The sequence below is a fragment of the Thermomicrobiales bacterium genome, from assembly GCA_037045155.1.
In the GTDB taxonomy this organism is placed as follows: Bacteria; Chloroflexota; Chloroflexia; order Thermomicrobiales; family CFX8; genus JAMLIA01.
In genome coordinates this window covers 337,100-362,861 of record JBAOIG010000002.1, presented here as the reverse complement: position 1 = coordinate 362,861, position 25,762 = coordinate 337,100, and the positions used below count along the sequence as shown (strand labels likewise).

The window sequence follows — 25,762 nt, the reverse complement described above, 5'->3', positions numbered from 1 at the left end:
GGCTATTCCGGCTTGTGCTTCTGATCGGGCGGCTCAGATCGGCGGTAACCGCCGCTGCGCTTGATCGTCCAGAGCGTGATCCAGACCGTGCCGGCAGCAGCCAGCACGAACATCCCGACAATAACGATATACATCCAGGCAACCATCTATCGTCACCCTCCCGGTAGCAATTCAACACTCCAACCGGGGCATTGCTCCGGTATACCGCCCAAATAGTACCCACCCAGTGTCACGCACCAGAATCTGGATCGAGCGGGCAACGCGGCAGGCGAAAGACGATGTCCACCGACTGGCCGCATGGCAGCCGAGTTCTGGCCAGTGAATACCATGCGTCCGGACACAGAAACGCGCAACCGATTGATCTTCGGTCGCGGTTCTGTTACCGTATTAAACGCGGGGGTGTTTGATGACAATTTATTCAGATTAGGAGGACACAGCCAAGCGACACATCATATCCCGGCTCGCACTGCCTGGCTCTGGCCGACCTGTTTGTCGCCGCTGCTTCTTAACTCCTGATCGGCTACGCGCCACCCTTACGCATGAAACGTTATTCAACAAACGAAATCATACCACAACTTGAAAGGAGATCGGATGAAGAAAACGCGCCGCCTGCACATGACCAACGATGCGTCGGGTCGCCGGGTGGTTGCCATTCAAGGATGTTTCCAACGCATCACATAAGTTGTGAGATCGGTGATCCGGCACGATTGTCATATTGGCGGAATCGCACCATGGAAAGGGACCTCATCATGAAGAAGCTCAGCCTCCGCGTCGGCCCAACCGTCTTCTGGCTCGCCGGCCTCCTCTCCCTCGTCGTCGCATCCGGCGCACCCCACAAGCTCGATTCTTTCGGCAGCCTGTTCTTCTAGCAGGAGCGCTCAGCGCCCGCTTGGAAAGGGACCTCATCATGAAGAAGCTCAGCCTCCGCGTCGGCCCAACCGTCTTCTGGCTCGCCGGCCTCCTCTCCCTCGTCGTCGCATCCGGCGCACCCCACAAGCTCGATTCTTTCGGCAGCCTGTTCTTCTAGCAGGAGCGCTCAGCGCCCGCTTGGAAAGGGACCTCATCATGAAGAAGCTCAGCCTCCGCGTCGGCCCAACCGTCTTCTGGCTCGCCGGCCTCCTCTCCCTCGTCGTCGCGTCCGGCGCTCCCCACAAGCTCGATTCTTTCGGCAGCCTGTTCTTCTAGCAGGAGCGCTCAGCGCCCGCCTGGAAAGGGACCTCATCATGAAGAAGCTCAGCCTCCGCGTTGGCCCAACCGTCTTCTGGCTCGCCGGCCTCCTCTCCCTCGTCGTCGCGTCCGGCGCTCCCCACAAGCTCGATTCTTTCGGCAGCCTGTTCTTCTAGCAGGAGCGCTCAGCGCCCGCCTGGAAAGGGACCTCATCATGAAGAAGCTCAGCCTCCGCGTTGGCCCAACCGTCTTCTGGCTCGCCGGCCTCCTCTCCCTCGTCGTCGCGTCCGGCGCACCCCACAAGCTGTTCTAGTTCGTAACGCGCTCAGCGCATCTTTGGAAAGGGACCTCATCATGAAGAAGCTCAGCCTCCGCGTCGGCCCAACCGTCTTCTGGCTCGCCGGCCTCCTCTCCCTCGTCGTCGCATCCGGCGCTCCCCACAAGCTGTTCTAGTTCGTAACGCGCTCAGCGCATCTTTGGAAAGGGACCTCATCATGAAGAAGCTCAGCCTCCGCGTCGGCCCAACCGTCTTCTGGCTCGCCGGCCTCCTCTCCCTCGTCGTCGCATCCGGCGCTCCCCACAAGCTGTTCTAGTTCGTAACGCGCTCAGCGCATCTTTGGAAAGGGACCTCATCATGAAGAAGCTCAGCCTCCGCGTCGGCCCAACCGTCTTCTGGCTCGCCGGCCTCCTCTCACTCGTCGTCGCATCCGGCGCTCCCCACAAGCTGTTCTAGCGTCGTGGGTATCTCCGGCGTCGTATGCCGAGATAGCTGCACCCCGTCATCGCAGCGACAGATACTTGATCGACTGCATGACTTGACTATGTCCGAGGGTGTACTATTCAGGCCATCGTGGCGTATCGGGCTCCGCGTCCGCCGATAACAAAACCGGCCGGGCATCTGTGTCCGGGATTGTTGATCGGTAATGGCCACGATTCCGGCGTGGAACGGAGCGCCTGGTGCGCAGAGACTTCCCCCTCAGCGCAACCCTCTTCATCCTCTCGCTGACTGTTGCAGCTAGCGCGCTCATCGCCATTTCCCTGGCGACCATCGATGTCGACATCACCAGGTCCGTCATCCTCATCGCGGTAATCCTCGGGACGCTGAGCCTGGCGCTCGAATTCATCGACTTCCCGCTCCTGATCGGCGGCGACACGAGCTTCTCGACCGTTACCTATATGGCGATGGTGTTCATGCTGCCGTTCCCGCTCGCCGCGATCGTGGGAGTTATCACCGTCCTGATTGCCGATATTCGCCACGGCAAACAGTTGCTCACTATGTTGTTCAACGCTTCGAATTTCGCGCTCACCTTCGGGCTGACCGGGCTCATCTGGTATCTGGCGTTCGGCAACATCGCCGTAGACCAGGCGCCCACCTCGCCGTGGACACTGCTGGTCGTCACGCTGATGATCGCCGCCTTTTACGCTATCAACGTCCTGTTGACCGATATCACCCTGGCGCTGATCGGCAACCGCTCGGTGAAGCACATCTGGCTAACGAACGACGTGCCGGTGACGCTGCCATTCATTTGTCTCGAGGTCGTCGGCGTTCTCGTCGCCGTCGTCTGGACGACCACCCCGGTGCTGATCCCGCTGCTGACCATCCCGGCCGTCACAACCTACATCGCCTTCGAGATGATCCGCCGGCTGCAGCGGCAGACACAGGACGCGATGATCGCGATGGCCGACGCGATCGACCGGCGAGACCCGTACACTGCTGACCACTCGCTTCGGGTGACCGAGCTGTCGGTGCGGATCGCTGAGGTCTACGGGATGAACGAGCGCGACATCGAGCGATTGCGGATCGCCGCGCGCGTCCACGATATCGGCAAGATCGGGATCGGAGACGACGTCCTCAACAAGGCCGGCCGGCTGACCGACGAGGAGTGGGCGGTGATGAAGGGGCATCCGATCATCAGCGAGCAGCTCCTGAGCCCCTACCGCCAGTTCCGCCACGAGACGGGGATCGTCCGCTCGCATCACGAGCGCTGGGACGGCAAGGGGTATCCCGATGGGCTCGTCGGCGCCAGCATCCCGCTGGCCGCCCGGATCATCGCTGTCGCCGACACCTACGACGCAATGACGACTTCGCGCCCATATCGCCCGGGCCTCTCCCGGCAGATTGCCGTGGACGAGATCCGCAGCGGCGCGCTGACCCAGTTCGACCCACAGGTCGTCGCCAGCTTCCTGCAAATCGTCGACGAGTGGTCGAAGATCCGCAGCATCGGCAGTGAAGATCAGACGGCGAAAGAGCCGGTATCGGCCGCATCGTGGTCCTCCTCGTAGCCATTCTGCTGGCGCTGGTTGCCGGCTACCTGACCGGCGGATCGCTGGCCCACGCCAACCAGGCGCGCTTTCGCGCCCTGCCGCTCTTCGTCGGCGCAGCCGTCGTCCAGGTTCTCATCTTCACCCCGCTGTTGGGCGCGCGCGACTTCATCCACGAGTACGGCTCGCTGATCTACATCGCCAGTGTCCTGGCCAGCCTCGGCGCGATTCTGCTGAACCTGCATATCCCGGGGATGAAGATCATGGCGGCCGGCGCTGCGCTGAACGCGCTGGTGATCATCGCCAACGGCGGCTACATGCCATCGACCGAGGCAGCGCTGGCTCGCGCCGGCAAGCTGGAAGCAGTCGAACGGTCCGAAGCGCAGGCGCCGGGTGACGACTGGCTGCTCACCAACAGCACGATCGCCGACGACGACACCCGCCTGCTGTTCCTCGGCGATGTCATCGCCATCCCCGAAGGGGTGCCGCTGGCGAACGTTATCTCGATCGGCGACCTGTTGCTGGCCCTCGGCGCGGCGCTGGCGGTTCTGCGGGTGATGCACTTGCCGGCCGAAGCAGCCGCAACGAATAGCGAGGGGGGCTAGCGCTCGCCGGTCGGCTCCTGGATCACGATCAGGTAGTCGTCGGGATCGCGCACGAGAAACGAGCGCCCGCCCCAGGGAGATTCCGCGATCGGGGCGAGGATCTCAACTCCGGCCCGCCCGAGCAACTGGTAACGATCGTCGATCTGGGTATCGGACAGGGCCATCACCGGCCCGGACTTCGGCAGGTTCAATGGATTGGCGCTGTTCGGCTGCTCCAGCAGCAGCAGATGGAGCGCGCCGAGCTGCAGCAACACCGTGCGATGGCCCAGCCAGTCGGCGGTCGTGACGATCTCGAAATCGAGTGCCTGAGTGTAAAAGGCGATCGCGCGGTCCAGCTGCGCGACGTCCAGCACGAGCCGGTCAAAGATCAGCACGAGATCGTCCCCTTCACGCAGCACCGTCATGACCTGTCCATCAGGACAGGGTCAAAACCGTCCGGCTGGATACGCCAACCTGTCCCCAGTGCGGATGTCCTCGTTCGGACATCTGTCTAGTATATGAGCATACCCGGTTCCGACCGGGAGCGATGACCCGAACCCCGCTGGCGCATGGCTCCGTCGGAGCGCGATAACGCTCCGAGAGCGCCGCGGATACGGAACTGGTCGTCGCGCGGGAGTCTCCCCCGCCTCCCGCGAACCATCCACAGAACGGACGGCGCGACCACGCCGCCCCGCCTCACCTCCATCCCCCGGTCTGGCGCCGGCCCTGCACAAGCCAGCGCCAGGCCGGAACCCCCCTACCTCATCACCTCCGGCGTGATGTAGACCAGCGGGTCGCCCTCGCGAACCGCCAGCGCGCTCAGATGATAGAGCGCGATGCCAGCCATCTCGGCAACCGGCCGCGCCAGCTCCTCACCCAGCTGATCGTAGAGCGTGCCGAGCACGTCGCCGGCCGCGACTGGCTGCCCCCGCCGGACGGCAGACCGCCAGAGCGCGTCGGCCGGCGCGCGGAGCTGCTGCCCATCCACCAGCCAACGCACCGTCGTCTCCGGCAGCATCCCGCCAAGCGTGCCGACGACACGCAGCGTGTTGATCAACCCCTGGAAGATGACCTGCGCGTCCTCGTCCGTCGCCAGCCCGTTACCGCCGACCTCGATCAGCATCGAGAGCTTCCCCGCCAGCGCCGCGTTGCCGGCCAGCGACCCGGTCACCTTCGGGCGCGGGTAGGTGATCGCGAACGGCAGCCCGAACGCCGCGCACATCCGCGTGGTGAGATCGTCGATCCCGGCGTCGCCCATGTCGTAGCGGCAGGCGTGCGCGGCGAGCGACTCGAAGACATCGCCGCTGTGCAGGTCGATCACGACATCGGCCGGCGCGACGATCTCCTCCATCAGCCGCCAGGCAAGCACCTCGGTCAGCATGCCGAGCGCGTTGCCGGGGAAGACGCGGTTCTGGTTCTTGCCGTCTGGCGGGGTAACGAAGGCCGAGCGCGCCCAGAACGACGGCTGGTTGACGACCGGCAGGATCAGCAGCGACCCGCGCACCCGCTCCGGCTGGAGCATCCGCGCCAGACGCAGCGCCCCCAGCACGCCCGGGTACTCGCCGCCGTGCAGCGCGGCGAGGATCGCCACCGCCCGGCCCGGCTGGCTGCCACGGATGGCGAAATACGGCCACTCCCAGCCCCGCAGCGCGTCATCGCGCCAGCGCAGATAGCCCGTGCGCTTCTCGCCGGCCCCCGGCTCCGGCACGATCGACCATGGAAACACCGCCGACGCAGGCTGCCCCATCGTTCCCCTCCGCCCGGGCTTGCCCCTGTTCCCGCGCATCGTAGCAGGGATGCGGGTCAGGCTGTCGGTTCTGACGGCGCCAGCACCTGCAGCGTCTCCGGCCAGCTATCGCGCGATGCCCAGATCGGGATTGCGCCGAGCGCGACGAGGTTCGTGTTCGCGTCGTCGCCGGAGTCGATCGTCAGCAGCGGCAGGCCGGCCATTGGCGCATCGCGCGCCAGCGCCTCGGTCTGGCCGCCAGGGCTGGCATGGACAACCAGCACGGCACTGGCCGCCCGCAGCACGAGCCGGTTGCGCTCCGTCGCCGTCTGCCTGGTCGGACGACGGACACCATCGAACGGCGAGACGACGCGCAAGCGCCCGGCCTCGCTCGCCGCGCGCCACTCGGCCGGCATGCGGGCGCGCGGGCCGCGCGCGTCGACGACGACCACCGGCTGCCGGCCGCGCAGCAGCACCGTCAGCATCTCGCGCTCCATCGGCGTCTGGAACCCGCCGATCACCGCCACCCCGGCCCCGCGCAACGCCACCGCCAGATCGTAGGCGCGCAGGATCACGCTGCCAGGGCAGGAGCGCGAGCAGAAGAGGGCGAGGAGTGGGCATATCGGGGTATCGCTGGTCGTCACGACACCGACCCTTTTTCAATGGCTGTCTGTTGTCGACGATAGGGAAGAAAGCCCTCAGGTAACTGAACGTACAATCCATAACCATGAAGCGGTATATGGTGGTATACCATAGTTCTGGTATACATCTCATGTTGTTTTAGTTGTCTACCATAACTATGGCGTTTCATCCAAATGAAGCTCGTAGTACGCGCCGCGGCGCTCGCCGCGTTGCCGCAGCTTATTCTCTCGTACGAGCCGCTGAAGGAGATAGCGTGCTTGATGGTCCTCAATACCGCACAGTGTCCTGACCTCACGGCGAGTGATCCGCCCGTGTGCCGTAACGTAGGAGAGAATCATCGACTCCTGCTGGATCGCATCGAAACCGCGAAGCCGAACGTAGCCTGATGGTGTGCCAAACCGACGGTAGAGCATTGCGCTGAGATGATATGAGCGGCTCCGGGCATTCCCGATTGCCTCAATCAACCCCCTCTCTACCAATCGCTCCAACGTGGCACGCGCCCGCGTCTCGTCACGCTGGATGAGCGAAGCTACTGTCTCTGCGCTCAGTCGACGCTCGTATTGGAGCTGGTCGAGAACGATCAAGTCTTCGAGGCTCAGTCGGCTGCCAGCGCGGTCCTGTTCGTACACAAAGACGACGAACTCCAGGCTGCTATCACCACCACGGAGCGTCAGGCGAACTGCCTCTCGATCGCTGGCGCCATAATCCGGGGCCGGACGGCCATAGCGCAACTGCCCCTCGAAAATACGATCGATCCCCCGTCCTGTTGTCTCGACCAGACCAATTCTTCTGAACGCGGCCGCAAGACGCTGATTACGCGGCTTCGGCTCATGGGTGAGCAGGTTATCGAGACGGATACCCTCGACAAACCCACCCGGATTACTCAGAAACAGATGGTCCGGATAGAGCTGGATGTGGACTGCGCCACGTCTGGCATAGTCGCGATGCACGACCGCATTGTTTAATGCCTCGCGAAAGGCATCGGGGGCGTAGTCCGGCACTGGCAACCGAAACAAGCCCACGATTGCTTCGCGCTCCTCGTTGCGCGCGCTGAAGCGCAGCTCGATCTCTTCAAGCGTCCGTAGGAGCGGGCCATGAAACCAGTCGTTGACCGGCACGTCGCCTCGTTCATCAAGCACCTGGAACGCGACCTCATGAGTCGGTAGGGCCTGCCTGATCGCTGGCTCACGACCAAGCAGCAGCATGCCCGCGACGTTCGGAATCAAACCGCCATCTCTGCTCTCGACGAGCTGCAACGCGCGTGCCAGGTCGGCGTTGTCGAGCTCCTGAAGCGCCCGATCCCCGCTCAGGCGAGCTATCGTCTGCCGCAGGCGCTCGATCTCCAGTGGGTCAAGATCGTCCCAGGTCGCGCCGTCGACTCGCTGCGCCGAGTAGTCAAGCAAGCCCAGGTCGCTACGGCGGCTCGCGTGCTCGTGGGGCAGGAAGGGCCGGCACTCGGGCCCGTCGATGCCGTCGACCCGGCGCAGGGTCTTCCCATCATTCGTCGCGCAGATCGCGGGGTAGGCATCGACCTCGACCGCCAGCACGTCAGTGTCATCAATGCGATGGACGCTGACGCGAGTGTTGATCGACGGGACGGTGTTATTGAAGATCATCGCCTGGAGCTTGCGCGGCTCGGTCGTTCCGTCGTGCCGGGGCTTTGCTCCCGTCACTCGGCCGTCGTTCTCGACGCCGACGAGAATCACACCTCCGTCGGCGTTCGCCAGACAGACGACGTTCTCACACAGATCACGATCCGACAGCCGCTGCTTGTCACTCTTGAACTCGACGGTGAACGACTCGCCACCCGCGATCAGCTGCCGCATCTGCTCAGTGTCCATCACCACCGCTCACTCGTCCCCGCCCGCATCGCCGCCCGCCGCCAGCCCGGCGCGCCCCATCCGGTACTTGATGTCGTAATTGATGATGAAGTCCAGCTCCTCGTCCGTGAACCCGTAATGCTGCTGGATGAGCTCGTCCGCGTCGCGGAACACGGATCGATGACGGTCTTCGTCCACAGGGAGCGGCGGGAACATCGCCTTGATCGAATCGGGGATGCCCTTCTCACCGGCCTGTTCGTTGATCGCCAAGGTGCGCTGAACATAGTCGAATAACTCTTCTGCCTCATCTCGCGATGCCCCAAGCCCAGCGAGGAGTACCAAGTCGGCTCGCCGCGTAACCTCCGGCATGCCTCGATAGTTGAAGTTGCCGACGAACTTGCCTGCGTTCTTCTTGAACACCAGCGCCTCGAAACGCCGCTCATGCAGCAGCTCCCCAAGCTGGCACAGTAGCGCGCAATGCTCGGCTGGAACCGCATTCAGCGCCATTAGGAAGTCGGAGAGTAACCACCCTGTAACGTCGAAGCCATCACCTCTGGTGAGCCAGTACCAGAACCCCGTTTCACCAAGCGTGGAGGCCAGTGCCGCAAAGCGCGTATCGCTAGAACGGAATCGAAGGACACCAGGACTCTTTGAAGAGGTCCTGTCTAGCGATACCACGCCAAGGGTCGGAGGACGCTCTGCGTACACCGACATGAAGTTACGAGCCGAGGGTGCAAACATCAGCCGGTGCGTGGCGAGCGGATCGTCGCGTGTATAGAGGGGGCCTGGTCTCGCATACAACCGCTGGCGAGTCAGAATATCTTGCAGCGTGGCACCTGCGACCTTCGGTATCCCGAACGTGTGTACGTGCGTGACTGCTATGGGTGTGTACGTGATAGTAGATAACAGGCTGGGCCGGTACTTAGCGCGCCAACGATGCATTGGGCCAACAAGCATCTGGCTCTCGCCATGACTGCCGAGCCAGATTGTGCAGCGTTGGCTGACGCCGCTGAAGAGCGCAGCCGGGATGTTGTCGTACGACGAGTACCACCCGCGGCCCCACTCGCTGAGTGACGACCGCAAATACCCGAAATCCTCGCTGAAGGTGAGCGACAGCGGAACGATCATCCCGCATCGACCACGCGACCCTGCCAGCTCGAGGCAGCGCATCACCACATATGCATAAATGTCAGAATACCGACTTGTGTTGTTGGACGGCTTAAGATACGAGATCTTCCTGACCGAGACATACGGCGGATTCCCGATAATCACGTCGAACCCGCCCCGGTGCATGATCCCGTAGAAGTCGACGAGCCAGTGGAACGGCTGGTGGCTCTCGCGCCACGTGTTGAACTGCTGCTCGTGCTCCAGCGGCGAGCGGCTGGATTCGGGGTGGATGCCGTAGAGGCGGGCCAGGTAGCGGTCCAGCTCGGCCGAGAGGTCGCGCAGGCGGTCGCGCAGCTCCAGCTTGGCCCGCGGGCCGATCTGGCCACCCCAGGTTGTCTGCTGCTCGCGGAACTGCCGGTAGGCGCGATCGGCCAGCTCGGCGCGCTCCTCCAGCTGGCGCATGGCCGCCTCGTCCTCCGGCATCGGCAGGCGCATATTGCCGCGGGCGTCCATCGCGGCCGCCTTGCGCACCTCGTCCATCGTCGCGAAGCCGACCAGCGTATTGCCGGCGCGGATGTTGAAGTCGATGTCAGGCAGCGGCTCGATGCGGTCTGGCCGGCCTCCAGCTGCGGCAGGCGAGCTTCAGGAAGAGGCGCAGCTTGCAGATCTCGACCGCCTCCTCCATGATGTCGACCCCGTACAGGTTCTGGATGATGATGCTCTTGAAGATGTAGTAGTTGCGGCTGGCGTGCTTCCCGACTTCGGCCAGCGTGGCGCGGAAGTCCTTGTACTTCTCCGGCCGGTGGGCCTCGGCCGAGTGGTCAAGCTCGGCGACCAGCTCCTCCATCCGCTCCAGGCAGGCATCGTAGAGCGGCGCGAGGATGTTCAGCGCCGCGAACAGGAACGCGCCGGAGCCGCAGGTCGGATCCAGCACCGCGACGTTCGCGATCGCCTTGCAAGAAGGCGCGCACCAGCTCCGGCCCCTCCGCGTGGTGGATGACGTCCTGGGCGAACTGGCGAATGTTCAGGTTATAGGTGATCAGGTCGTCGATCGACGACACCTCGCCGCCGACCAGCTTCTGCCAGATGTCCTCGTAGCGCTGCCGCCGGGCGACGTGCTCGCGCCAGGTCTCGGTCGGCAGGGCGTAGTCCTCGCCGGCCGGCCGGTTCCAGCCGGCGCGCTGGGAGACGTCCTTCACCCCCGCCGCGATCTCGGCCGGCAGCGGAACCTCGACTCCCTTGCGCGACGGCGTCGTAGATGTAGCGGTCCGGGTCGGTCTGCAGCAGCCCCCAGAGCGCGCTGCCCGGCTCGAAGGCGATCGCGCAGTCCTTCTTCGCCGCGTCGAACAGGAACGGCACGATCGTGTTCTTGCGAGATGTACTCGGTGATGTCCTCCTTGGTGTAGTAGGCGCCCATCTGCTTCTGGTTGATGTACTTCTCGAAGATGTAGCCGAGGACGTCCGGGTTGATCTCGTCGTCCTTGCGCAGCGGCCGGTCGTCAAGGTGCCACTGGTAGTCGTCGAAGAAGTCGAAGAGCCGCTCGAACGCGCTGTCGGGGATCTGAATGTCCGGGTGGTTCAGCTCGATCTGATGCTGGTCGAAGATACCGCCGTTGAGGTAGGGCACGTCGCCCAGCAGCGCCTCGATCTCCGGCGGACGCGGCGGCTGGGCTGGCCAGCCCCTCGTGGAACAGCTTCAGCAGGAACTCGCGGTAGAACGAGTAGAACTGGTCGCGCCCCTGCCGCTGCTGGACCTCGCGCAGCTTCGTCTGCAGGTAGTGCGGGTCGTTGTTGAGGAACCCCTTCTGCTGGACGAAATAGACGAACATCAGCCGGTTCAGCATGATCGACGCATACCAGGCGCGGTCGTCCTCGACCGGGATGCCTTCGATCTTCGGCAGGAGCTCCTCGCGCTCTTTCGCGAAGCGGTCGTAGAACTTCTTGGTCACCTTGTCGCGCCGGAACGCCTGCGCGGCCCGCTGGCTGACATCGATGATCGTCAGCCGGTCCTCGTCGTCGATCGAGACGTGGAGCCGCTGGAGCTTCTCGGCCAGCCGTTGCCCGCTCTGGCCGGCCTCGTACCGGTCGGTGAAGTACTTCACCGGCGTCTCCGGCTGGCGCAGCGCCCACTGCCAGACCTGCTGGGTGTTGCCGGCGTCGGTGTAGACGATCAGGTGTTCCAGCGCAATGTTCTTTGCCACCTGCCCGTCGATCTTCTGCCGCATCGCGCGGTCGGGCATATCATCATCCGGCGACGCACAGTGGAAGACCCGGAAGCCACGCTTCTGGGCGATTGGCCGCAGCGTCCAGCCCTCGGCCTCGAACGACTTCGCGCGATCGTAGTCCCAGCCCAGCTCCTCGATGAATAGCCCTCGCAGATCGAACTCGCGGACGCGCCTGCGGATGCGGTTGATGTCGACGCTCATGGCTGGTTCCCTCCCCACAGGCCGAGCGAGCAGATGACTCGTGGTTCGGCGTCCTCGTCCTCGTCGTCATCATGGATGACGCAGAGCCGGTCGTCACGCCGCAGGTCAACGACTAGCTCGGCCAGCTTCTGATCGACGATTCCCGCGCGCAATTGCCGATTCAGGGTGTCGGTGGCCGTGTTGCGCAAGGGGTAGCGATAGATATCGGCCAGAGCGCGCCGGTGCTCGTCGGTGACCCACACTGTGCGCTCATTCTCCTCGATAAAGCGTTTGAGGCGCATGTAGGTCTTGTACCGCGCGCCGGAGGGGCGGCCAAGCTGGCCGCCCTCGGCCATCGCCTCGTCGGTGATCCGCGCGACGCCCGCTGCGACCAGTTCATGGTGAGAATCGTTGCGCGGCGCGGCTGGTGTGTTTGGATGACAGGCGGCCGCCTGCAGGATGCGCGAACTGCGACTCGGTGAACGGTTCACCGTCGCGCCCGACCCACGCCAGTGCGTCGTAGTCCTGGGCCGTGCGCATGTAGACGAGGACGCCATCAGGGTTCTCCGGCGTGGGTTGGTGGGTTCGCGAGGAATAGACCACGTCGGGCAGCCTCTCGACGATGCCCTTCAACCGCGGGTCCGCCTCGATCGCGTTGTTCCAGATCTGCCAGCGCCCGTGAGGACAGGTCGGTGTCGTCGTCGGCGTCGGCGTCGAGGATGCCGGCCTTCTCGTTGTACAGGTCAACGACGATGCGGTTCTCGTCGCCATCGCCGAAGAACGCCTCGTCGCGTACCGACGACCTCGGCGTTCTCACTGCAGGCGCTGCCGCACTCGCGCCCGCAGCCGAAGCAGATCCTCGATCCTCTCGGCGGGCATGAAGGAGTAGCAGAGGATCGCCTCCGCCTGCTGGCCGATGCGGTCGACGCGGCCGGCGCGCTGGATCAGCCGGATGATCGCCCAGGGCAGGTCATAGTTCACGACGATATGACAATCCTGCAGGTTCTGCCCCTCAGCTGAGGACGTCGGTGGCGATCAACACGCGGAGCTCCTGGCCGGGGCCAATCTCGCCGCGCTTATCATTGGCAACCGGGCTGAACCGCTGGGCGAGCGCCGTCGGGTTCTGGGAGTCTCCGGTGACGCCAGCGACGCTGGCAATGCCGCGTGCGCGAAGCTGCTCGGCGAGGTAGTCGGCGGTGTCGGCGAACTGGGTGAAGACGAGCACCTTCTCCGATGGATGCGTCCGTGTCAGCAGCCGGGTCAGCTCGTTCAGCTTCTCGTCCCGGGCGGGATCCCACTCGCCAGCGATACGCAGGATCTCCATTAGCGCCCATACGTCGTTATCCAGGTGGCGGCGCAGCTCCTTGTCGAAGAGGGAAGGGCGCAGCCACTTGAAGCGCTTCTTCCACGGGCCGGCGTACTGACGATAGATCTCCTCGGCTCGCCGTCGGTAGGTCGCGTGCACTCCGGGTTGCCGCGGCAATCTCTTCCTCGACCGCTGCCTCATCATCGTTGGTGATCGCGTCGACATCGGTCTCGCCGGGGTCAAGCTGCTCCGGCTCCTGCGTGCCGATCGGCAGGTCGAGCCCGTTCTCGATGGCGTACAGGTAGACATGATTGCGCAGGATATGCCGGTCGACCGATTGCAGGAATGCAGCGCCGCCACTTTCGAGCCGCTTGAGCAGGTTGGTCCGCGCAGAAGCCCATCAGGCGCTTGCCGGCGCGAGAGGTTGTCCAGCTGCTCCTGCTCGGCGGGCGTCGGCCGGGAGATCACTATTGGCGCTTCATAGTTCCCGAGTCCGTAGCGCGGCAGATAGAGGCTATCGATGATCGTCGACGATATCGGTGGCGAAGAGGCGGGCATAGGGGTCGTCGGGATCGTTCTCGTCGACACGGAACTCGATCGTCAACGGTTTACGATCCGGGAAGTACGATCGCTCGCCGCCTTCGAGGGGGAGATATCTGCGGCCGGTCGCGGGATCGGCGAGGGCATAGTTGTTGATAATGAACGATCGGGTTCGCCGGACGAGGAAAAGCCGCATCAACTCGCGCCAGTCGTCGGCGTAGAGACTCGGCTCGAAGGCCGCCAGCGAGCGCGGCGAGGCCTGATGGCGTTGGGAGAACGTGATCTCACCGATCTCCCGGAGATACGCCTCCGGCCGGATGCCGATGTCCTGCCTCGGGGTCGACGAACAGCCGCAGCTGGCTGGCGAGGTCGTCGTAATGCTTGTTGTACGGCGTGGCCGTCAACATGATCACCCGGCTATCGCTCGTCTGAATGTAGTCACGGATCGCCGCGTAGCGGCTTGCCCTCGCGGTTGCGCAGGTTGTGACTCTCGTCGATGATCAGGAGTCGGAAGCGCGCCGGAACCTTCGCGAGATCCTTCTCCACCTTGCCATACGACATGACTTCGGCATGCAATCCATATCGCTTCGCATAGTCGCGCCACATCTGTTGGCAGATTGGCGGGGCAGATGATCAGTGTCGAGACGCCACTGTCCTGCTCGAAGATCTTCGCCAGCGCCGTCGCCATCAGTGTCTTGCCGAGCCCGACAACGTCTCCGATCATCACACCGCCACGCTTGTTGAGATGGTGGGCCGCGATCCTGACCGCCGCCGCCTGGTACTCGAACAACACGCTCTGAAACTCCCGGGGGATCTGAAACGACGCCAGCCCCTCGCGCGCCTCTCGAGACAGGTGGTAGACCATTTTCATGTAGACGTGGTAGGGCAGGATCGTCTGCTCGCGCGCCCAGCTCTCGTCAATGATGTCGGCCAACAGGTCAGTGATGTCGAGCGACCGGCGATCACTCCAACGATCGTCGAACCACTTCTGCCAGCTTCTCGCAAGCATCATGATCGAGCACGTCAACGTTGAGCTCGCCCTGGCACGACAACCCCGGCATCGTGAGGTTGCTGCTGCCGACGTAGCCCGTCATCGGGTTGTCGGCATCATCGCGGCGAAACAGATAGAGCTTGGCGTGCAGCGGATGATCGAGATGGAGCTTGACCACCAGCTTTCCTGCTCGAAGCTGCGCGCTGAGGCGGCGAAGCCCGTCCTCGTCCTGGTTCGTCGGCCTACCGAAAATTAGCTGCTCGCGGAACTGTTCCGCGACCTTTCGGCGACGTCGTGCCAGTTCCTGCTGGTCAGGCGCCTCTTCCGGCTTGAGTCTCCGGGCTCGTCTCAGCTCATCATGTGGCGCGAGTGTCATTCCCACCAGCAAACGACATGGCGCGGCGCCGTTCACCGGCAGCGTCTCGACGAGATCGTCGATCAGTTGCCATCCGCGCAGGTTGAAATAGCCGACCGAGATATCCATACCATTGGCTTGCGACAGGGTCGAGCGAATGGCCGGCAAGAGCTTCTGCTTCATGTTGTCGAAGATGCGCGGCATACCATACCCGTTCTGATCCTGCGATCACCGTGCAGAATTGTAGGTAGCGATACGATAGCAGACGACAGGCGGTACGACGCGCCATTTTTGTCGATACGTGTCTCGCGTGACGCGAATCTCGCCGATACAGTCGACGGGCGTCGCGGCCGGCCCGGCTAGGTGGCTGTCGCCACGCGCCCCGCCCGGCCGCCTGGCCAGCGAACGAGGCCGACGACACAGAGCACGACCCCGATAGCGAGCACGATCAGCGACTGCGAGATCAGCCGCTCGAACAGCTCGTCGGCCACACCGCTGACCATCGTCCGCGTCGGTAGGTCGATGATCTGCAGGTCGATCACGCGCCCGGCGATCAGCACGAAGAGAGCTGTCGCCACGAACACGCCGATCAGCGCCAGGCCGGCCAGCCAGACCGACCAGCGATCGCGCCGGACCACGATCGGAAGCGCGAGCAGCAGAAGCCCCGCCACCCCGCCTACGACGCCCACCCAGCGCAGTGTCTCGACCTCCTTCTGGTACGAGGGGAGGTTCGTGTGCGCAAACAGCTCGAACGTGATGGTCGCATCGTCCTGCGCCAGGGTCGCCGCGTCCGCGGGCGAAATCACCTGCAGCACCGAGACAACCATCTGCTGCAGCTCTGGTGAGCTGATCGTGACGTTGATCGGCTCGCCAGTGACGATTGCTCGATGGAGCTGGATCACGATCTCCGCCAGCACGCCCTTGAACGGCGCGCTTTTCAGCATGCCGGCCACGATCGGCACGAGTGTGTCGCGAAAGCCCTGCAGGATGCGTGGGGAATCTCTCAGCATGCGATCGACGATCTTCGTCGCCACCGCGTTTCGCACATCTTCCCGATCGAACACCTTCTGCGTCGAATCAACGAAGACCGTCTGGTCGGAGGTAGTCCGATAGGCCCACAGGCCGAGATTGCCGACAAAGAGGAGCACAGCCGCAAGAACGATGCAGATGCGCCACGGCCAACGCCGCGCCATTCCCCGCGTGGGCGCTGCCGCAATCGGCCCCGTGTTCCCCGTCACCATCGCCACAACCCCCATGCTTCACGACACACAAGCCACCGGGCAGACGCGCCCATCGGTCAATCCAGCTGCAACCACGCCCCACCGTGGGGATACGAGTAGGCGGCGATCGACTCCGGCCACATCTCGACCGAGTAGCCGGGGACCTCCGGCGGCAGATAGCGGCCGCCGAGGACGCTGACCGGATCGACGAAGTGCTCGTGGAGGTGGTCGACGTACTCGACGACGCGGCCCTCCATCGACCCGCTGATCGCGATGTAGTCGATCATCGCCAGGTGCTGGACGTATTCGCACAGCCCGACGCCGCCGGCGTGCGGGCAGACAGGCACGCCGAACTTGGCCGCCAGCAGCAGCACCGCCAGCGCCTCGTTCACCCCGCCCAGGCGGGCCGCGTCGAGCTGGCAGAAGGAGATCGCGTCCGCCTGCATCAGCTGCTTGAACATGATCCGGTTGTGGCAATGTTCGCCGGTGGCGACGCCGATCGGCGCGACCGCGCGGGCGATCGTCGCGTGGCCGAGGATGTCGTCCGGGCTGGTCGGCTCCTCGATCCACCACGGGTCGAACGGCGCGAGGTGGGTCATCCACTCGATCGCCTGACCGACATCCCAGACCTGGTTGGCGTCGACCATCAGCTTGCGCTCCGGCCCGATCTCCTCGCGGACGATCCGGCAGCGGCGGATGTCATCGGCCAGGTCGCGCCCCACCTTCAGCTTGACGTAATTCCAGCCGTCGGCGATCGCTTCCTGGCAGAGCGCGCGGATCTTGTCGTCGGGGTAGCCCAGCCAGCCGGCCGACGTCGTGTAGGCCGGGTAGCCGGTCTGGCGCAGCTCCGCCTTGCGGTCTTCCTTGCCGGGGGCCGCCCTGCGCAGCAGGTCGAGCGCCTCGCCGGGCGTGATCGCGTCGGTGATGTAGCGGAAGGGGACGCAGGCGACGAGCTCCTCCGGCGTCATGTCGGCAACCAGCTTCCAGAGCGGCTTGCCCTCGTCCTTGGCCCAGAGGTCCCAGACGGCGTTGACCACCGCGCCGGTCGCCAGGTGGATGACGCCCTTCTCCGGCCCGACCCAGCGCAGCTGGCTATCGCCGACCATGTGCGACCAGAACGCGCCCATATCGGCGGCGAACGACTCCAGCGTCCGTCCGACGACCAGCGGTCGCAACGCCTCGATCGCCGCGACGCAGAGCTCGTTGCCGCGTCCGATCGTGAAGGTCAGGCCGTGCCCCTCGTGGGCGCCGTCGGTGTGGAGGATGCAGTAGGCAGCCGAGTAGTCCGGGTCCGGGTTCATCGCGTCCGAGCCGTCCAGCGCTCTGGAGGTCGGGAATCGGACATCATGCGCCGTCAGGCCGGTAATCGTTGTCGGCACGAGGGTGGTGCCCCTTCCGCTGCTGAGTCTCATCGGATGGGCGTCAGTGTACCCGACGAGTGCGCAACGGCGGAGTCAGGCGTGGGTAATGTATCGACGCTCAGCGAAGCGCCGGCCGAGCCAGGCCGGCAAGACGACGACCACTCCCAGATAGGGAAAGAACATCACTGCGCTGAAAATAACGTTGCCGAGCGTCTGCTCCTCGGTCGCCTTCGGCAGGTCGAAACCGATCGCCCAGAAGGCGAGCACCGTCGCCAGGAGGATGATGTAGACCCCCGCGCCAACGACCCACGTGTGCCGCGGGCGCAGAGTGTAGCCGACGGCGAACGCCGTAACGACGATAACCCCCTGAAACAGATCCCAGAGGAACATTGTCGCGATGACCGGCGCCGCGGCGATCAGGATGGCGATAACGTAGTTCGCCCGCTCGTCCCGCGAGATGACGCGACCTGTCATCTTGACCACCTCCTTACCGTACCGCCCCGGTGGCACACACGTCCGCCGTGGCTTCGGCACAGAAGGAGCGTATGCCCAGCCGCATATCAAGCTCGCGTCAACGGACGAGCAGCGCGTATCAATCGCGTGCCAGCCTGCCACGTCAACCACAGCACAACCCTGACAACCAAGTCAAGGCCGATCTCGACGACGAAGAGGATGACACGGAAACGGGAGAGATCGACAATCTGAACGCGCCAGATGCAGATCTCCCGGTACGTAGCACGTCAGCAGCTACCGCAAGCCCTCGTCGTGTCGATCATTCTATTGGATGTCCCCACTCAGCCTTCTGCGGCGGGGAGGGTCGTCGTGACGAGCGGCACGGGGATGTCGTGGACGCGGAACGCCTCGCGGATGCGCGCGCGCAACTCGCGCTCGACCGCCCACTGCTGGAGCGGCTCGGTCTTGACCAGGATGCTGTATGTCACACCGATCGCGGTGACCGCGGTGATCCCCAACAGGAGCGGCGGCTCCAGAATGCGCTCGTTCAGCTTCGGATCGTTCTGAACCTCGGCCAGCACTTCGTTCAGCGTCGCGATAACCTGCGCATCGTCGGCGTTCGGGGCTGCCTGGACGGCAAGGACGGCGCGCGACCAGCCCTTGGATTGATTCTCCAGCACGCGGATTTCGCCGTTGGGGACCACGATTTGCGACCCGTCGATCGCCCGCAGCACCGTTCGGCGCAGGTCGATCGCTTCGACCGTCCCGCTATGCGCGCCGACGGTGATGAAGTCGCCAACGCCGTACTGGTCCTCGAACAGGATGAAGAAGCCGTTGAGCATGTCGCGGACGAGGCTCTGCGCGCCGAGGCCGATGGCGATGCCGGCCAGGCCGGCGCTGGCGATCAGCGGGGCCAGATCGAAGCCCAGGTTCGACAGGACCATCATCGTCGCGATGATGATGACTATCACCCGTCCGGTCGACTCGGTGACCCGGCCCAGCGTATCGGCGCGCTGGTGCTGCGCCGGCGTCGGCTCGGTCTGGGCCGAGAGCAGACCGGTAACAATCCGCCGGATGGTCACACGCAGCAGGCGGATCAGAACAAGGGAAATGACGACGATCATGACGATCCGGAGGATCGAGCGAACAGTGTCGCTCAATAGCCCGAGCAGCCAGCCACCGATGTCTCCGCTGGTGATCTCGCGAACAGTGACGAGTATGTCGCCCATCGTGAGGCTGAGAACCGGAGTCAGACTATCGAACAGATGCATGCCGCCAGGGATCACGAACCGTCTTGCTCCTGTCGAGAGGCCACAGAGCCGAACCCGCCTAGCCTATCAGGTCGGCAACACACGCGGCGACGGTGCGGCAGCGATTGCCGCCCCCCGCTGCGTGAGACTGTCTCCCTCGAGCTATTCGCTCTCGACCGTGATCTCCTGCGGCTGCTCTCCCTTGGCCGAGGCACCCGGGCGCACCTGGATCTGATGCGGGCGGGCTGCCTCCGCCTTCGGCAGGATAATCGTCAGGACGCCGTTGTCGAAGTCAGCCTGCGCCTCGTCGGCCTTGACGTTGCTCGGCAGCGCCACCGTGCGCTCGAAATGGCCGAAGCGTCGCTCGCGGACCAGCCACTTCTCGCCGTCGCGCTCCTCGTCGGCCTTGACCTCGGCCACGATCCGGAGCGTGTCGCCGAGGATCGAAATATCGACGTTCTCCGGCTTCACGCCCGGCACGGTCGTCTTGATCGTATAGGCCTCATCTGTCTCCGACAGGTCGAGGGCCATTCCGCCGGTGATCGCCACCATGCCGGCACGCGGCCGCACGAACGACTCTTCGAGCAGGCTGTTCATGGCCTCGCGGAGCGAGACGATATCTCGCCAGGGATCCCAACGCTGGATGCTCATCGTGTTCTCCATCTCCCGTATTCGGATGACTCGGCGGGCCAGTCGGCCCATATAGCCCTGTTTCGCATGGCTCATATGCCAAGCATCACGAGAATCATAGTGTTTTAGTCGCCACATGTCAATCTGTGACAGGTCCAGGGCGTCACCGGCCACGCCTCCTGCACTGCAAGATGAGGGCCGCGTCCATGCGTCGGGTCATCGCTGGCCGGCGGTCGCGCGCGTCTATTGCGCCAGATCCTGCGTCCGTGATACAAGCGTCGGTATTCAATTCGGGCCCAGCTGTTCACCGCGACATTCCGGAACGCCGTTGAGCGAGGGTCACCGCAGGCTGTGACGGCGGACTCGGGGGTGTTTGATCGTGCGTTCAGACGATGACGGCGCTCGGCCGGCCGAGCGCGAGCGGGCAACCGCGGCGCTGAAGCATCGTGATTTCCGGCTGCTTTGGGCCGGCCAGTTCGTCTCGACGGTCGGCACCCAGATGCAGATCGTCGCCCTCGGCTGGCAGATCTATCTGCTGACCGGCTCGCCACTGAACCTTGGCATCCTTGGCCTGCTGCGGGCGTTCCCGACGATCACCTTCGCGCTCATTGGCGGGACGTTCGCCGATGCCCGCGATCGACGCCGGCTGCTGCTGATCACCCAGGCGCTCCTGGCGCTCTTCTCGCTGGGTCTCGCGATCGCCACCGGGGCCGGCCGCGCGTCGGTCGGCCTCATCTACGTGGTAACCGTGCTGACGGCGACGGTCGATGTTTTCGATGACCCGGCCCGCCAGGCGCTGATCCCGAATCTGGTCCCACGCCACCGGTTGGCCCAGGCAATTACGCTGAATATCGTATCCAGCAACATCGCGGCGGTGGCCGGCCCGGCGCTCGGCGGGCTGGCGATCGCCAGCTTTGGCCTGACGACGACCTACGCGATCGACGCTGTCTCGTTCGGCGCGGTCATTCTGGCGCTGCTGGCCATGCGCGAGCGGCCTGGTGTGCCGCTCGGCGCGCAGGGAGGCATCGACGCGGTGCTGGAGGGGCTGCGCTTCGTCCGCGAGAACCCGGTTATCCTCTCGCTGATGGTGCTCGATTTCCTTGCGACGCTGTTCGGCGCGTCGCTCGTGCTGCTGCCGATCTTCGCCAGCGAGATTCTGAAGGTTGGGGCCGATGGGCTCGGGTTGCTCTACGCCGCGCCAGCGGCGGGGGCAGTGGTCGGCGGGCTGGTGCTTTCCGCGCTGCCAGTCTCCCGACGCCCGGGACGAATGGTGATCCTCTCGGTCGCCTGCTACGGGGTGGCAGTGGCTATCTTCGGCGCGGCGCCCAGCTTCCGGGTCGCGTTGCTGGCCCTGGCGGCTTCGGGGGCAGCCGACACGGTCAGCATGACCTTCCGCCACACGATCCGCCAGCTGGCGACGCCGGATCCGCTTCGCGGGCGCATAGCGGCGGTGCACACCGTCTTCGCTGGCGGCGGTCCGGAGCTGGGCAACTTCGAGGCAGGACTGACGGCGAAGCTGTTCGGCACGCAGCCAGCCGTGATTGCCGGCGGGGTCGCGTGCATCCTTATCGCGGCCGGCGTCGCAGCAGCCAGCCCGCGCATCCGGGACTACCGGGTCGATGAGCCGGAATTCCGAACGGCTGATCCAGGGTCATAGAAAGGTGAGACGGCCCTTGAAGAGGGCCGCCTCGGGAGGGGTGATGGGGTAGGAGGATGTGTGCGTCAAGATCCATTCGGATCCCGGACGCCGGCGTGGGGGCACCGTCGTCGCTATCTTGTAGAGCATGTTGCGTGCCACCAGCGCCAGTATCGCGTCAGCGCAACAGCCAGGCAGCGATTGCCAGCGCAACGACGACCAGCGCCGACAGTATCAGCATCGGATCGACCGTCCGCCGGACGACGCCATCGTCGCCGGCCTCGACTGTTCGCGGGCGAATCAGCATCAGCACCACGGTCGTAATCGCCAGGATGATCGCGATGACAACGATCACCGCCGATACGAGCCATCCCGGCGCGCTCGCGGCCAGCAGCGGAGCCCCGATCCCGTTCAGTGTTGTCACCTACCCCCCAACAACGACAGGTCGAACAATCAACGTTCCCCCGATCGTACACGTTCGGCGAATGCGTGTGTCGAACGACGGCTGGCCTGCTTCTTGCGATCCACCCTGCGATGTCCCGTGGTGGGGGCCGGATGTCGCTGTTCCATGTGATGGAGCAGATGAGACAGTAGTCGTTCCGTTACGTGAAAAGTGACACTACTATCGCGTCGCATATCTTGATTGTCGATGATGACCCAACGATCCGGTCCGCCCTAGAGGCGCTACTGGAGGACGAGGGGTTCGCGCCACAGACCGCTTCGAACGGCCAGGAGGCGCTCCGCATGGTCCACGATAACCCGCCATCGCTGATCCTGATGGATCTGATGATGCCGGTGATGAATGGGATTGACGCCGTGCGCGAGCTGAAAGCCGACCCGCGGACATCCGCCATCCCGGTGATCGCGATGTCGGCCGGCTTCATCCTCCTCGAGACGATCGCGGACCTTCTGTCCGACGGCATTATCGAGAAGCCATTCGATATCGACATATTGATCATCAGCATCAACGCCGCGCTTCACCTCGCTGGCGACAATCCGGCTGGGTCAGCTAGCCCCGCCTGATGTTGCCCGGCAACGCCCGTCCCCCCGACTGACTGCCAGTCAACTCCCCCCGTTCCACGATCCCCAGACACTGCCCGATGTGGATAACCTGATGCCGGAATGTGGATGACTGTGGACAATACCGTCAATCGCTGTGTACGTACAGGGGGTTGGCGTTGATAGTTGCCGGGGGCAATGGTGGACAAACGGGCCGGCTCTGCGGATGGCCGGCCGGTGACAGATCAGTCACTGCCGCCGGCTGGGGAGATGTGGACGAGTTCTCCGACGGGCTGTCCCGCCTGTTTCAGCCGTCCCGGTGCGGCTCCCGGCAGTTATCCACACAATCCACAACCCCTACTGATAACGACTATAACCTCATACAACAATGAGGATATATATCCACTGAGCTTGTCAGTCATCGTTTGCCATCTGCACCTGAACCTGGCCGGCCTGACTCTCCGCCCTCCCATGAGCCTTGCGACGATTCCGCGCGGTGTCGGGGATCAGGAAGACAACCGGGATGATCAACAGGATCAGGAACGATAGCGCGGTGAAGATCACCTCCAGCCCGCGACCCTGGTCATCGAAGTGAGCCAGGGCAAGAACGATCGCGGCTGTGCCAAGGACGCCACCACTGGAGCGGAACATGCCACGCAAGCCCGTGATCCGCGCAACCGCGTCGGGCATCAGATCGAGGGCGGCGTTGTTCGCGGCAGGACCGCCGATGCCGACGCCCAGACCGGTGATCGCGATCGTGATCGAGAGGAACACCAGGTTGCTGACGTGGTAGCCGAAGATCGTCGGGTCGTGAATCCCTCGGCCGGTCACGAACAGACCGATACTGATCAGGGTGATGCCGAGGATCATCGGGATGCGATAGCCGAAGCGGATGAGCAGGAATGACGAGATCGCTGACAGGCTGATCATCGCGATTGCTCGCGGGGTCAGGATGAATCCGGCCTGGCTGGCCGTCATACCGTATTCGAGGGTTGCGTAGAGTGGGATGAAGCTGAAGAAGCCGAACACCAGTCCGCCATAGAGAAAGTTGTAGAGGTTCGCGGCGACGAAGGCGCGCTGCTTCAGCAGCCGCAGGTCGATCATCGGATCTTTGGTTCGCGCTTCGTGACGGACGAACAGAACCAGCGCGACGATGCCAGCCACCATCCACGCCGCAACTTGCCACTCGAAGCTGACGTTGGTGCCCCAGACGCTCATGCCGTACATCAGGGCTACCACGCCGGTGGCGAATGCGCCCGCGCCGATGAGGTCGATGCTGCGCCGGCCAGTGATCCGCCCGCCGGCCGGCAGGAAGACGATGCCGGTGGCAAACAGAACGACGCCGATTGGCACGTTCACCGAGAAGATCGAGCGCCAGCCGAAGTTGTCGATCATCCAGCCCCCGACGTTCGGCCCGATAATGCCGCCCAGCGGGAAGACGCTGGTGAACAGCCCGATCGCCGTGCCGCGATGTCTGGGGCTGAAGACGTCGCTGACGATGCCGGCCGCCGAGGGCAGAAACGCCCCGCCCCCGACTGCCTGCAGCACACGAAACAGGATCAGCAGCTGGACGGTCGGCGCGATCGCACAGAGCAGCGAGCTGGCGGTAAACAGAACGACACAACCGAGGAACAGCCGCTTGCGCCCGAAATCATCGCTCAGCTTGCCGGCCATTGGCATCATCACCGTCTGGGTCAGGCTGTAGCCAGTGATGACCCAGGAGATCCAGATCAGGTTTGTGTTCAGCCCCTTCATCATGTTCGGCAGGGCGACGGCGACGATTGTGGAGTCGATACTGGACATCAGCAGCGCGAGCGAGACAATGGCGAAGATGAGGATCGAGCGTGGACTGACCGACTCCTCACTGGCGCTGCCCTCCGCCGATGTCGATCCTGCCTCTTGTGTCGCTCGTCCCATTCCGTCGTGCTCCAAACCAGGCGATGCGAAATAATGCCGAACTAGTGTGCGCCCGAGTACCATTCACTGTCAATATACTATCGGCGAGAAGGAGAGCCAGAGCATGCCAACTGACCGGCTAACCGAAAGCCTGCTGATGTTCTGGCGCGAGCTGCATCTGCTATCGAATCCCGTCGAGCAGGGGGAAATCACCGCCCAGCAATACTGGCTGCTGCGCCAGCTGAATCTGCGCGGCCGATCGAGCATCGGCGAGCTCGCGACCGCCCTGGGCATCTCGCAGAGCTCGACAACGACCGCCTGCAAGCGGCTGGAACGCGATGGTCTGGTCCTTCGTGAGCGCTGCGCCGACGACGAGCGGATCGTTCGCGTCAGCCTCACGGAGACGGGCAAGGCGCAGGTCGAACAGTGGCGTCTACGCCGTCGCGAGATGCTTGCCCATTTCCTCGAGCCACTCGCACAAACCGAGCGCGACGAGCTGCAGCGCGTGATCGATCACGTCCTGGACGCCGCAGGAGTAACCGGACCACGCCGGCCAGTCGAACACTGACCGATTTCTCCGTCGCTCGACCCTGTATGATTGCGAAGATGTGTCGCTTTCTGATTACTGGATGGAGCCCGCGATGCACTATCAGATTACGCGCGACAGCCTCGAGCCGCGACAGGTCGGCAGCCCCGGCGTCGTTGCCCGCTTTATGAATGCCGACGAGCACGGGCTGGAGACGATCTCGCTGATGCTCGGCGAGATCCAGCCGGGCGATGGCCCACGCTTGCACCGCCACGACTATGAGGAGGTCTTCGTCATTGCCGAGGGACGTGGCACGTTCGTCATTGGCGGCGAGACGGTCGAGGCCGGACCCGGCGAGATTGTCCTCGTTCCGGCTGGGATACCCCATCGCTTCAGCAATGCCGGCGACAGCCTGCTACGGGTAACGAGCGTCCACGGCGCTGCGAAGGTCGCGATCGATTGGCTGGAACCGGCCTGAGGCTGGCCCCTGTTCGGGTATGCTATGTCAGATCGATGCGCCGATCGCTCGTTGTGCAGGAACAGGGGTGGCAGGTCGATGGATAGTCGCTTGGAAGAGCTCGCGCGGAAATCGGGCAAGGTGACGTTCTACGATCCGGACGCGAATATCGGCTTCATCCTGCCCGACGATGGCTCGGCGGATGTCAGCTTTGCGGTTCGTCCCTACGACGATCCGGTCGTGGCGGGCGACTACGTCTACTACGAGCTCCAGCCATCGTTACAGGTCACACGGGGCGGTAAGCACGCAATCCACGTCCGCAAGGTCACCCAGATGGAGCGGGCGGCGAACTGGCAGGAAGTGGATCGCACTCCACACGCGTAGCGGATACCCGATCGATAGCAGGACGCCTCCTGCCGCCAACCCCCC

Annotated in this window: 31 protein-coding genes; 7 read left to right on the top strand and 24 right to left on the bottom strand. The window is 64.0% G+C overall.

All coding sequences use genetic code 11. From position 1 onward, the window contains the following. Nucleotides 1-2 precede the first annotated feature (2 nt). On the bottom strand, nt 3-146 hold the full coding sequence (locus V9F06_01905) for a hypothetical protein (protein MEI2616378.1): 144 nt from the start codon (nt 144-146) through the stop codon (nt 3-5). 1,978 nt (nt 147-2,124) lie between these two features. Between V9F06_01905 and V9F06_01900 the strand changes: the two genes are divergently transcribed. Together V9F06_01900 and V9F06_01895 are read left to right on the top strand one after the other, a co-directional pair. Beyond that, nucleotides 2,125-3,450 (top strand): HD-GYP domain-containing protein, encoded by a 1,326-nt coding sequence (locus V9F06_01900; GenBank protein ID MEI2616377.1) that lies wholly within the window; start codon nt 2,125-2,127, stop codon nt 3,448-3,450. Then, on the top strand, nt 3,435-4,034 hold the full coding sequence (locus V9F06_01895; GenBank protein MEI2616376.1) for a DUF5317 domain-containing protein: 600 nt from the start codon (nt 3,435-3,437) through the stop codon (nt 4,032-4,034). Before V9F06_01900 ends, V9F06_01895 begins: the two co-directional genes overlap by 16 nt. Here the strand turns inward: V9F06_01895 and V9F06_01890 are convergent. The 21 genes from V9F06_01890 to V9F06_01790 all read right to left on the bottom strand — a co-directional run bounded on the left by V9F06_01890 (nt 4,031) and on the right by V9F06_01790 (nt 19,840). Beyond that, entirely contained in the window at nt 4,031-4,438 is a 408-nt protein-coding gene (locus V9F06_01890; protein MEI2616375.1) for a VOC family protein, read from the bottom strand. The genes V9F06_01895 and V9F06_01890 overlap by 4 nt on opposite strands. Before the next feature lie 332 nt (nt 4,439-4,770). Further along, entirely contained in the window at nt 4,771-5,760 is a 990-nt protein-coding gene (locus tag V9F06_01885; protein ID MEI2616374.1) for a succinylglutamate desuccinylase/aspartoacylase family protein, read from the bottom strand. Between the two features lie 56 nt (nt 5,761-5,816). Continuing rightward, nucleotides 5,817-6,383, bottom strand: coding sequence for a hypothetical protein (locus tag V9F06_01880; GenBank protein ID MEI2616373.1), 567 nt, complete (start codon nt 6,381-6,383; stop codon nt 5,817-5,819). A gap of 153 nt (nt 6,384-6,536) precedes the next feature. Continuing rightward, entirely contained in the window at nt 6,537-8,222 is a 1,686-nt protein-coding gene (locus V9F06_01875) for an ATP-binding protein (protein ID MEI2616372.1), read from the bottom strand. Nucleotides 8,223-8,231: 9 nt separating this feature from the next. Next, nucleotides 8,232-9,839, bottom strand: coding sequence for an Eco57I restriction-modification methylase domain-containing protein (locus V9F06_01870; protein MEI2616371.1), 1,608 nt, complete (start codon nt 9,837-9,839; stop codon nt 8,232-8,234). A gap of 58 nt (nt 9,840-9,897) precedes the next feature. After that, nucleotides 9,898-10,242, bottom strand: a complete 345-nt coding sequence (locus tag V9F06_01865) for a DNA methyltransferase (GenBank protein MEI2616370.1) — start codon at nt 10,240-10,242, stop codon at nt 9,898-9,900. Continuing rightward, nucleotides 10,130-10,507: a hypothetical protein gene (locus V9F06_01860; protein MEI2616369.1), complete on the bottom strand. Its 378-nt coding sequence runs from the start codon at nt 10,505-10,507 to the stop codon at nt 10,130-10,132. The genes V9F06_01865 and V9F06_01860 overlap by 113 nt, the downstream gene beginning before the upstream one ends. A 300-nt stretch (nt 10,508-10,807) precedes the next feature. Next, the gene (locus tag V9F06_01855) at nt 10,808-11,734 is read right to left on the bottom strand and encodes a hypothetical protein (GenBank protein MEI2616368.1); all 927 of its coding nucleotides are present in this window, start codon (nt 11,732-11,734) and stop codon (nt 10,808-10,810) included. Further along, nucleotides 11,731-12,204, bottom strand: coding sequence for a hypothetical protein (locus V9F06_01850; GenBank protein MEI2616367.1), 474 nt, complete (start codon nt 12,202-12,204; stop codon nt 11,731-11,733). The genes V9F06_01855 and V9F06_01850 overlap by 4 nt, the downstream gene beginning before the upstream one ends. 65 nt (nt 12,205-12,269) lie before the next feature. Continuing rightward, nucleotides 12,270-12,530 (bottom strand): hypothetical protein, encoded by a 261-nt coding sequence (locus V9F06_01845; GenBank protein ID MEI2616366.1) that lies wholly within the window; start codon nt 12,528-12,530, stop codon nt 12,270-12,272. After that, on the bottom strand, nt 12,527-12,694 hold the full coding sequence (locus tag V9F06_01840; protein MEI2616365.1) for a hypothetical protein: 168 nt from the start codon (nt 12,692-12,694) through the stop codon (nt 12,527-12,529). Before V9F06_01840 ends, V9F06_01845 begins: the two co-directional genes overlap by 4 nt. Before the next feature lie 31 nt (nt 12,695-12,725). Then, entirely contained in the window at nt 12,726-13,196 is a 471-nt protein-coding gene (locus V9F06_01835; GenBank protein ID MEI2616364.1) for a hypothetical protein, read from the bottom strand. Between the two features lie 337 nt (nt 13,197-13,533). Beyond that, the gene (locus tag V9F06_01830) at nt 13,534-13,755 is read right to left on the bottom strand and encodes a hypothetical protein (GenBank protein MEI2616363.1); all 222 of its coding nucleotides are present in this window, start codon (nt 13,753-13,755) and stop codon (nt 13,534-13,536) included. An 88-nt stretch (nt 13,756-13,843) separates the two neighbouring features. After that, nucleotides 13,844-13,972, bottom strand: a complete 129-nt coding sequence (locus V9F06_01825) for a hypothetical protein (GenBank protein ID MEI2616362.1) — start codon at nt 13,970-13,972, stop codon at nt 13,844-13,846. Beyond that, nucleotides 13,969-14,571, bottom strand: a complete 603-nt coding sequence (locus V9F06_01820; GenBank protein ID MEI2616361.1) for a hypothetical protein — start codon at nt 14,569-14,571, stop codon at nt 13,969-13,971. Before V9F06_01820 ends, V9F06_01825 begins: the two co-directional genes overlap by 4 nt. Continuing rightward, nucleotides 14,522-15,109 carry a restriction endonuclease PLD domain-containing protein gene (locus V9F06_01815; protein ID MEI2616360.1) on the bottom strand — a complete coding sequence of 196 codons (588 nt, stop codon included), beginning with the start codon at nt 15,107-15,109 and terminating at the stop codon, nt 14,522-14,524. Before V9F06_01815 ends, V9F06_01820 begins: the two co-directional genes overlap by 50 nt. A 155-nt stretch (nt 15,110-15,264) precedes the next feature. Then, the gene (locus V9F06_01810; GenBank protein MEI2616359.1) at nt 15,265-16,146 is read right to left on the bottom strand and encodes a hypothetical protein; all 882 of its coding nucleotides are present in this window, start codon (nt 16,144-16,146) and stop codon (nt 15,265-15,267) included. A gap of 56 nt (nt 16,147-16,202) precedes the next feature. After that, a complete protein-coding gene (locus tag V9F06_01805; protein ID MEI2616358.1) occupies nt 16,203-17,504 on the bottom strand; it encodes an L-fuconate dehydratase in 1,302 nt (433 codons plus the stop codon). 75 nt (nt 17,505-17,579) lie between these two features. Then, complete coding sequence (locus V9F06_01800; GenBank protein ID MEI2616357.1) at nt 17,580-17,960, bottom strand: hypothetical protein; 381 nt, start codon at nt 17,958-17,960, stop codon at nt 17,580-17,582. Nucleotides 17,961-18,280: 320 nt separating this feature from the next. Beyond that, nucleotides 18,281-19,225 carry a mechanosensitive ion channel family protein gene (locus V9F06_01795; GenBank protein MEI2616356.1) on the bottom strand — a complete coding sequence of 315 codons (945 nt, stop codon included), beginning with the start codon at nt 19,223-19,225 and terminating at the stop codon, nt 18,281-18,283. 126 nt (nt 19,226-19,351) lie between these two features. Beyond that, a complete protein-coding gene (locus V9F06_01790; GenBank protein MEI2616355.1) occupies nt 19,352-19,840 on the bottom strand; it encodes an Hsp20/alpha crystallin family protein in 489 nt (162 codons plus the stop codon). A 358-nt stretch (nt 19,841-20,198) separates the two neighbouring features. On the opposite strand from V9F06_01790, the gene V9F06_01785 reads away from it, so the two are divergent. Continuing rightward, nucleotides 20,199-21,476, top strand: coding sequence for an MFS transporter (locus V9F06_01785; protein ID MEI2616354.1), 1,278 nt, complete (start codon nt 20,199-20,201; stop codon nt 21,474-21,476). A 157-nt stretch (nt 21,477-21,633) separates the two neighbouring features. Here the strand turns inward: V9F06_01785 and V9F06_01780 are convergent, their stop codons facing one another. Then, nucleotides 21,634-21,879 carry a hypothetical protein gene (locus V9F06_01780; protein ID MEI2616353.1) on the bottom strand — a complete coding sequence of 82 codons (246 nt, stop codon included), beginning with the start codon at nt 21,877-21,879 and terminating at the stop codon, nt 21,634-21,636. Nucleotides 21,880-22,061: 182 nt separating this feature from the next. Here V9F06_01780 and V9F06_01775 point away from each other — a divergent pair, with 182 nt between their 5' ends. Further along, on the top strand, nt 22,062-22,478 hold the full coding sequence (locus tag V9F06_01775; GenBank protein ID MEI2616352.1) for a response regulator: 417 nt from the start codon (nt 22,062-22,064) through the stop codon (nt 22,476-22,478). Between the two features lie 390 nt (nt 22,479-22,868). On the opposite strand, the gene V9F06_01770 is transcribed toward V9F06_01775, so the two are convergent. Further along, entirely contained in the window at nt 22,869-24,371 is a 1,503-nt protein-coding gene (locus V9F06_01770) for a DHA2 family efflux MFS transporter permease subunit (GenBank protein ID MEI2616351.1), read from the bottom strand. Between the two features lie 103 nt (nt 24,372-24,474). Between V9F06_01770 and V9F06_01765 the strand changes: the two genes are divergently transcribed. From V9F06_01765 to V9F06_01755, 3 genes are all read left to right on the top strand, one after another. Then, the gene (locus V9F06_01765; protein MEI2616350.1) at nt 24,475-24,918 is read left to right on the top strand and encodes a MarR family transcriptional regulator; all 444 of its coding nucleotides are present in this window, start codon (nt 24,475-24,477) and stop codon (nt 24,916-24,918) included. 73 nt (nt 24,919-24,991) lie between these two features. Further along, nucleotides 24,992-25,354: a cupin domain-containing protein gene (locus tag V9F06_01760; protein ID MEI2616349.1), complete on the top strand. Its 363-nt coding sequence runs from the start codon at nt 24,992-24,994 to the stop codon at nt 25,352-25,354. 78 nt (nt 25,355-25,432) lie between these two features. After that, the gene (locus V9F06_01755) at nt 25,433-25,717 is read left to right on the top strand and encodes a hypothetical protein (GenBank protein ID MEI2616348.1); all 285 of its coding nucleotides are present in this window, start codon (nt 25,433-25,435) and stop codon (nt 25,715-25,717) included. Nucleotides 25,718-25,762: the final 45 nt, after the last annotated feature.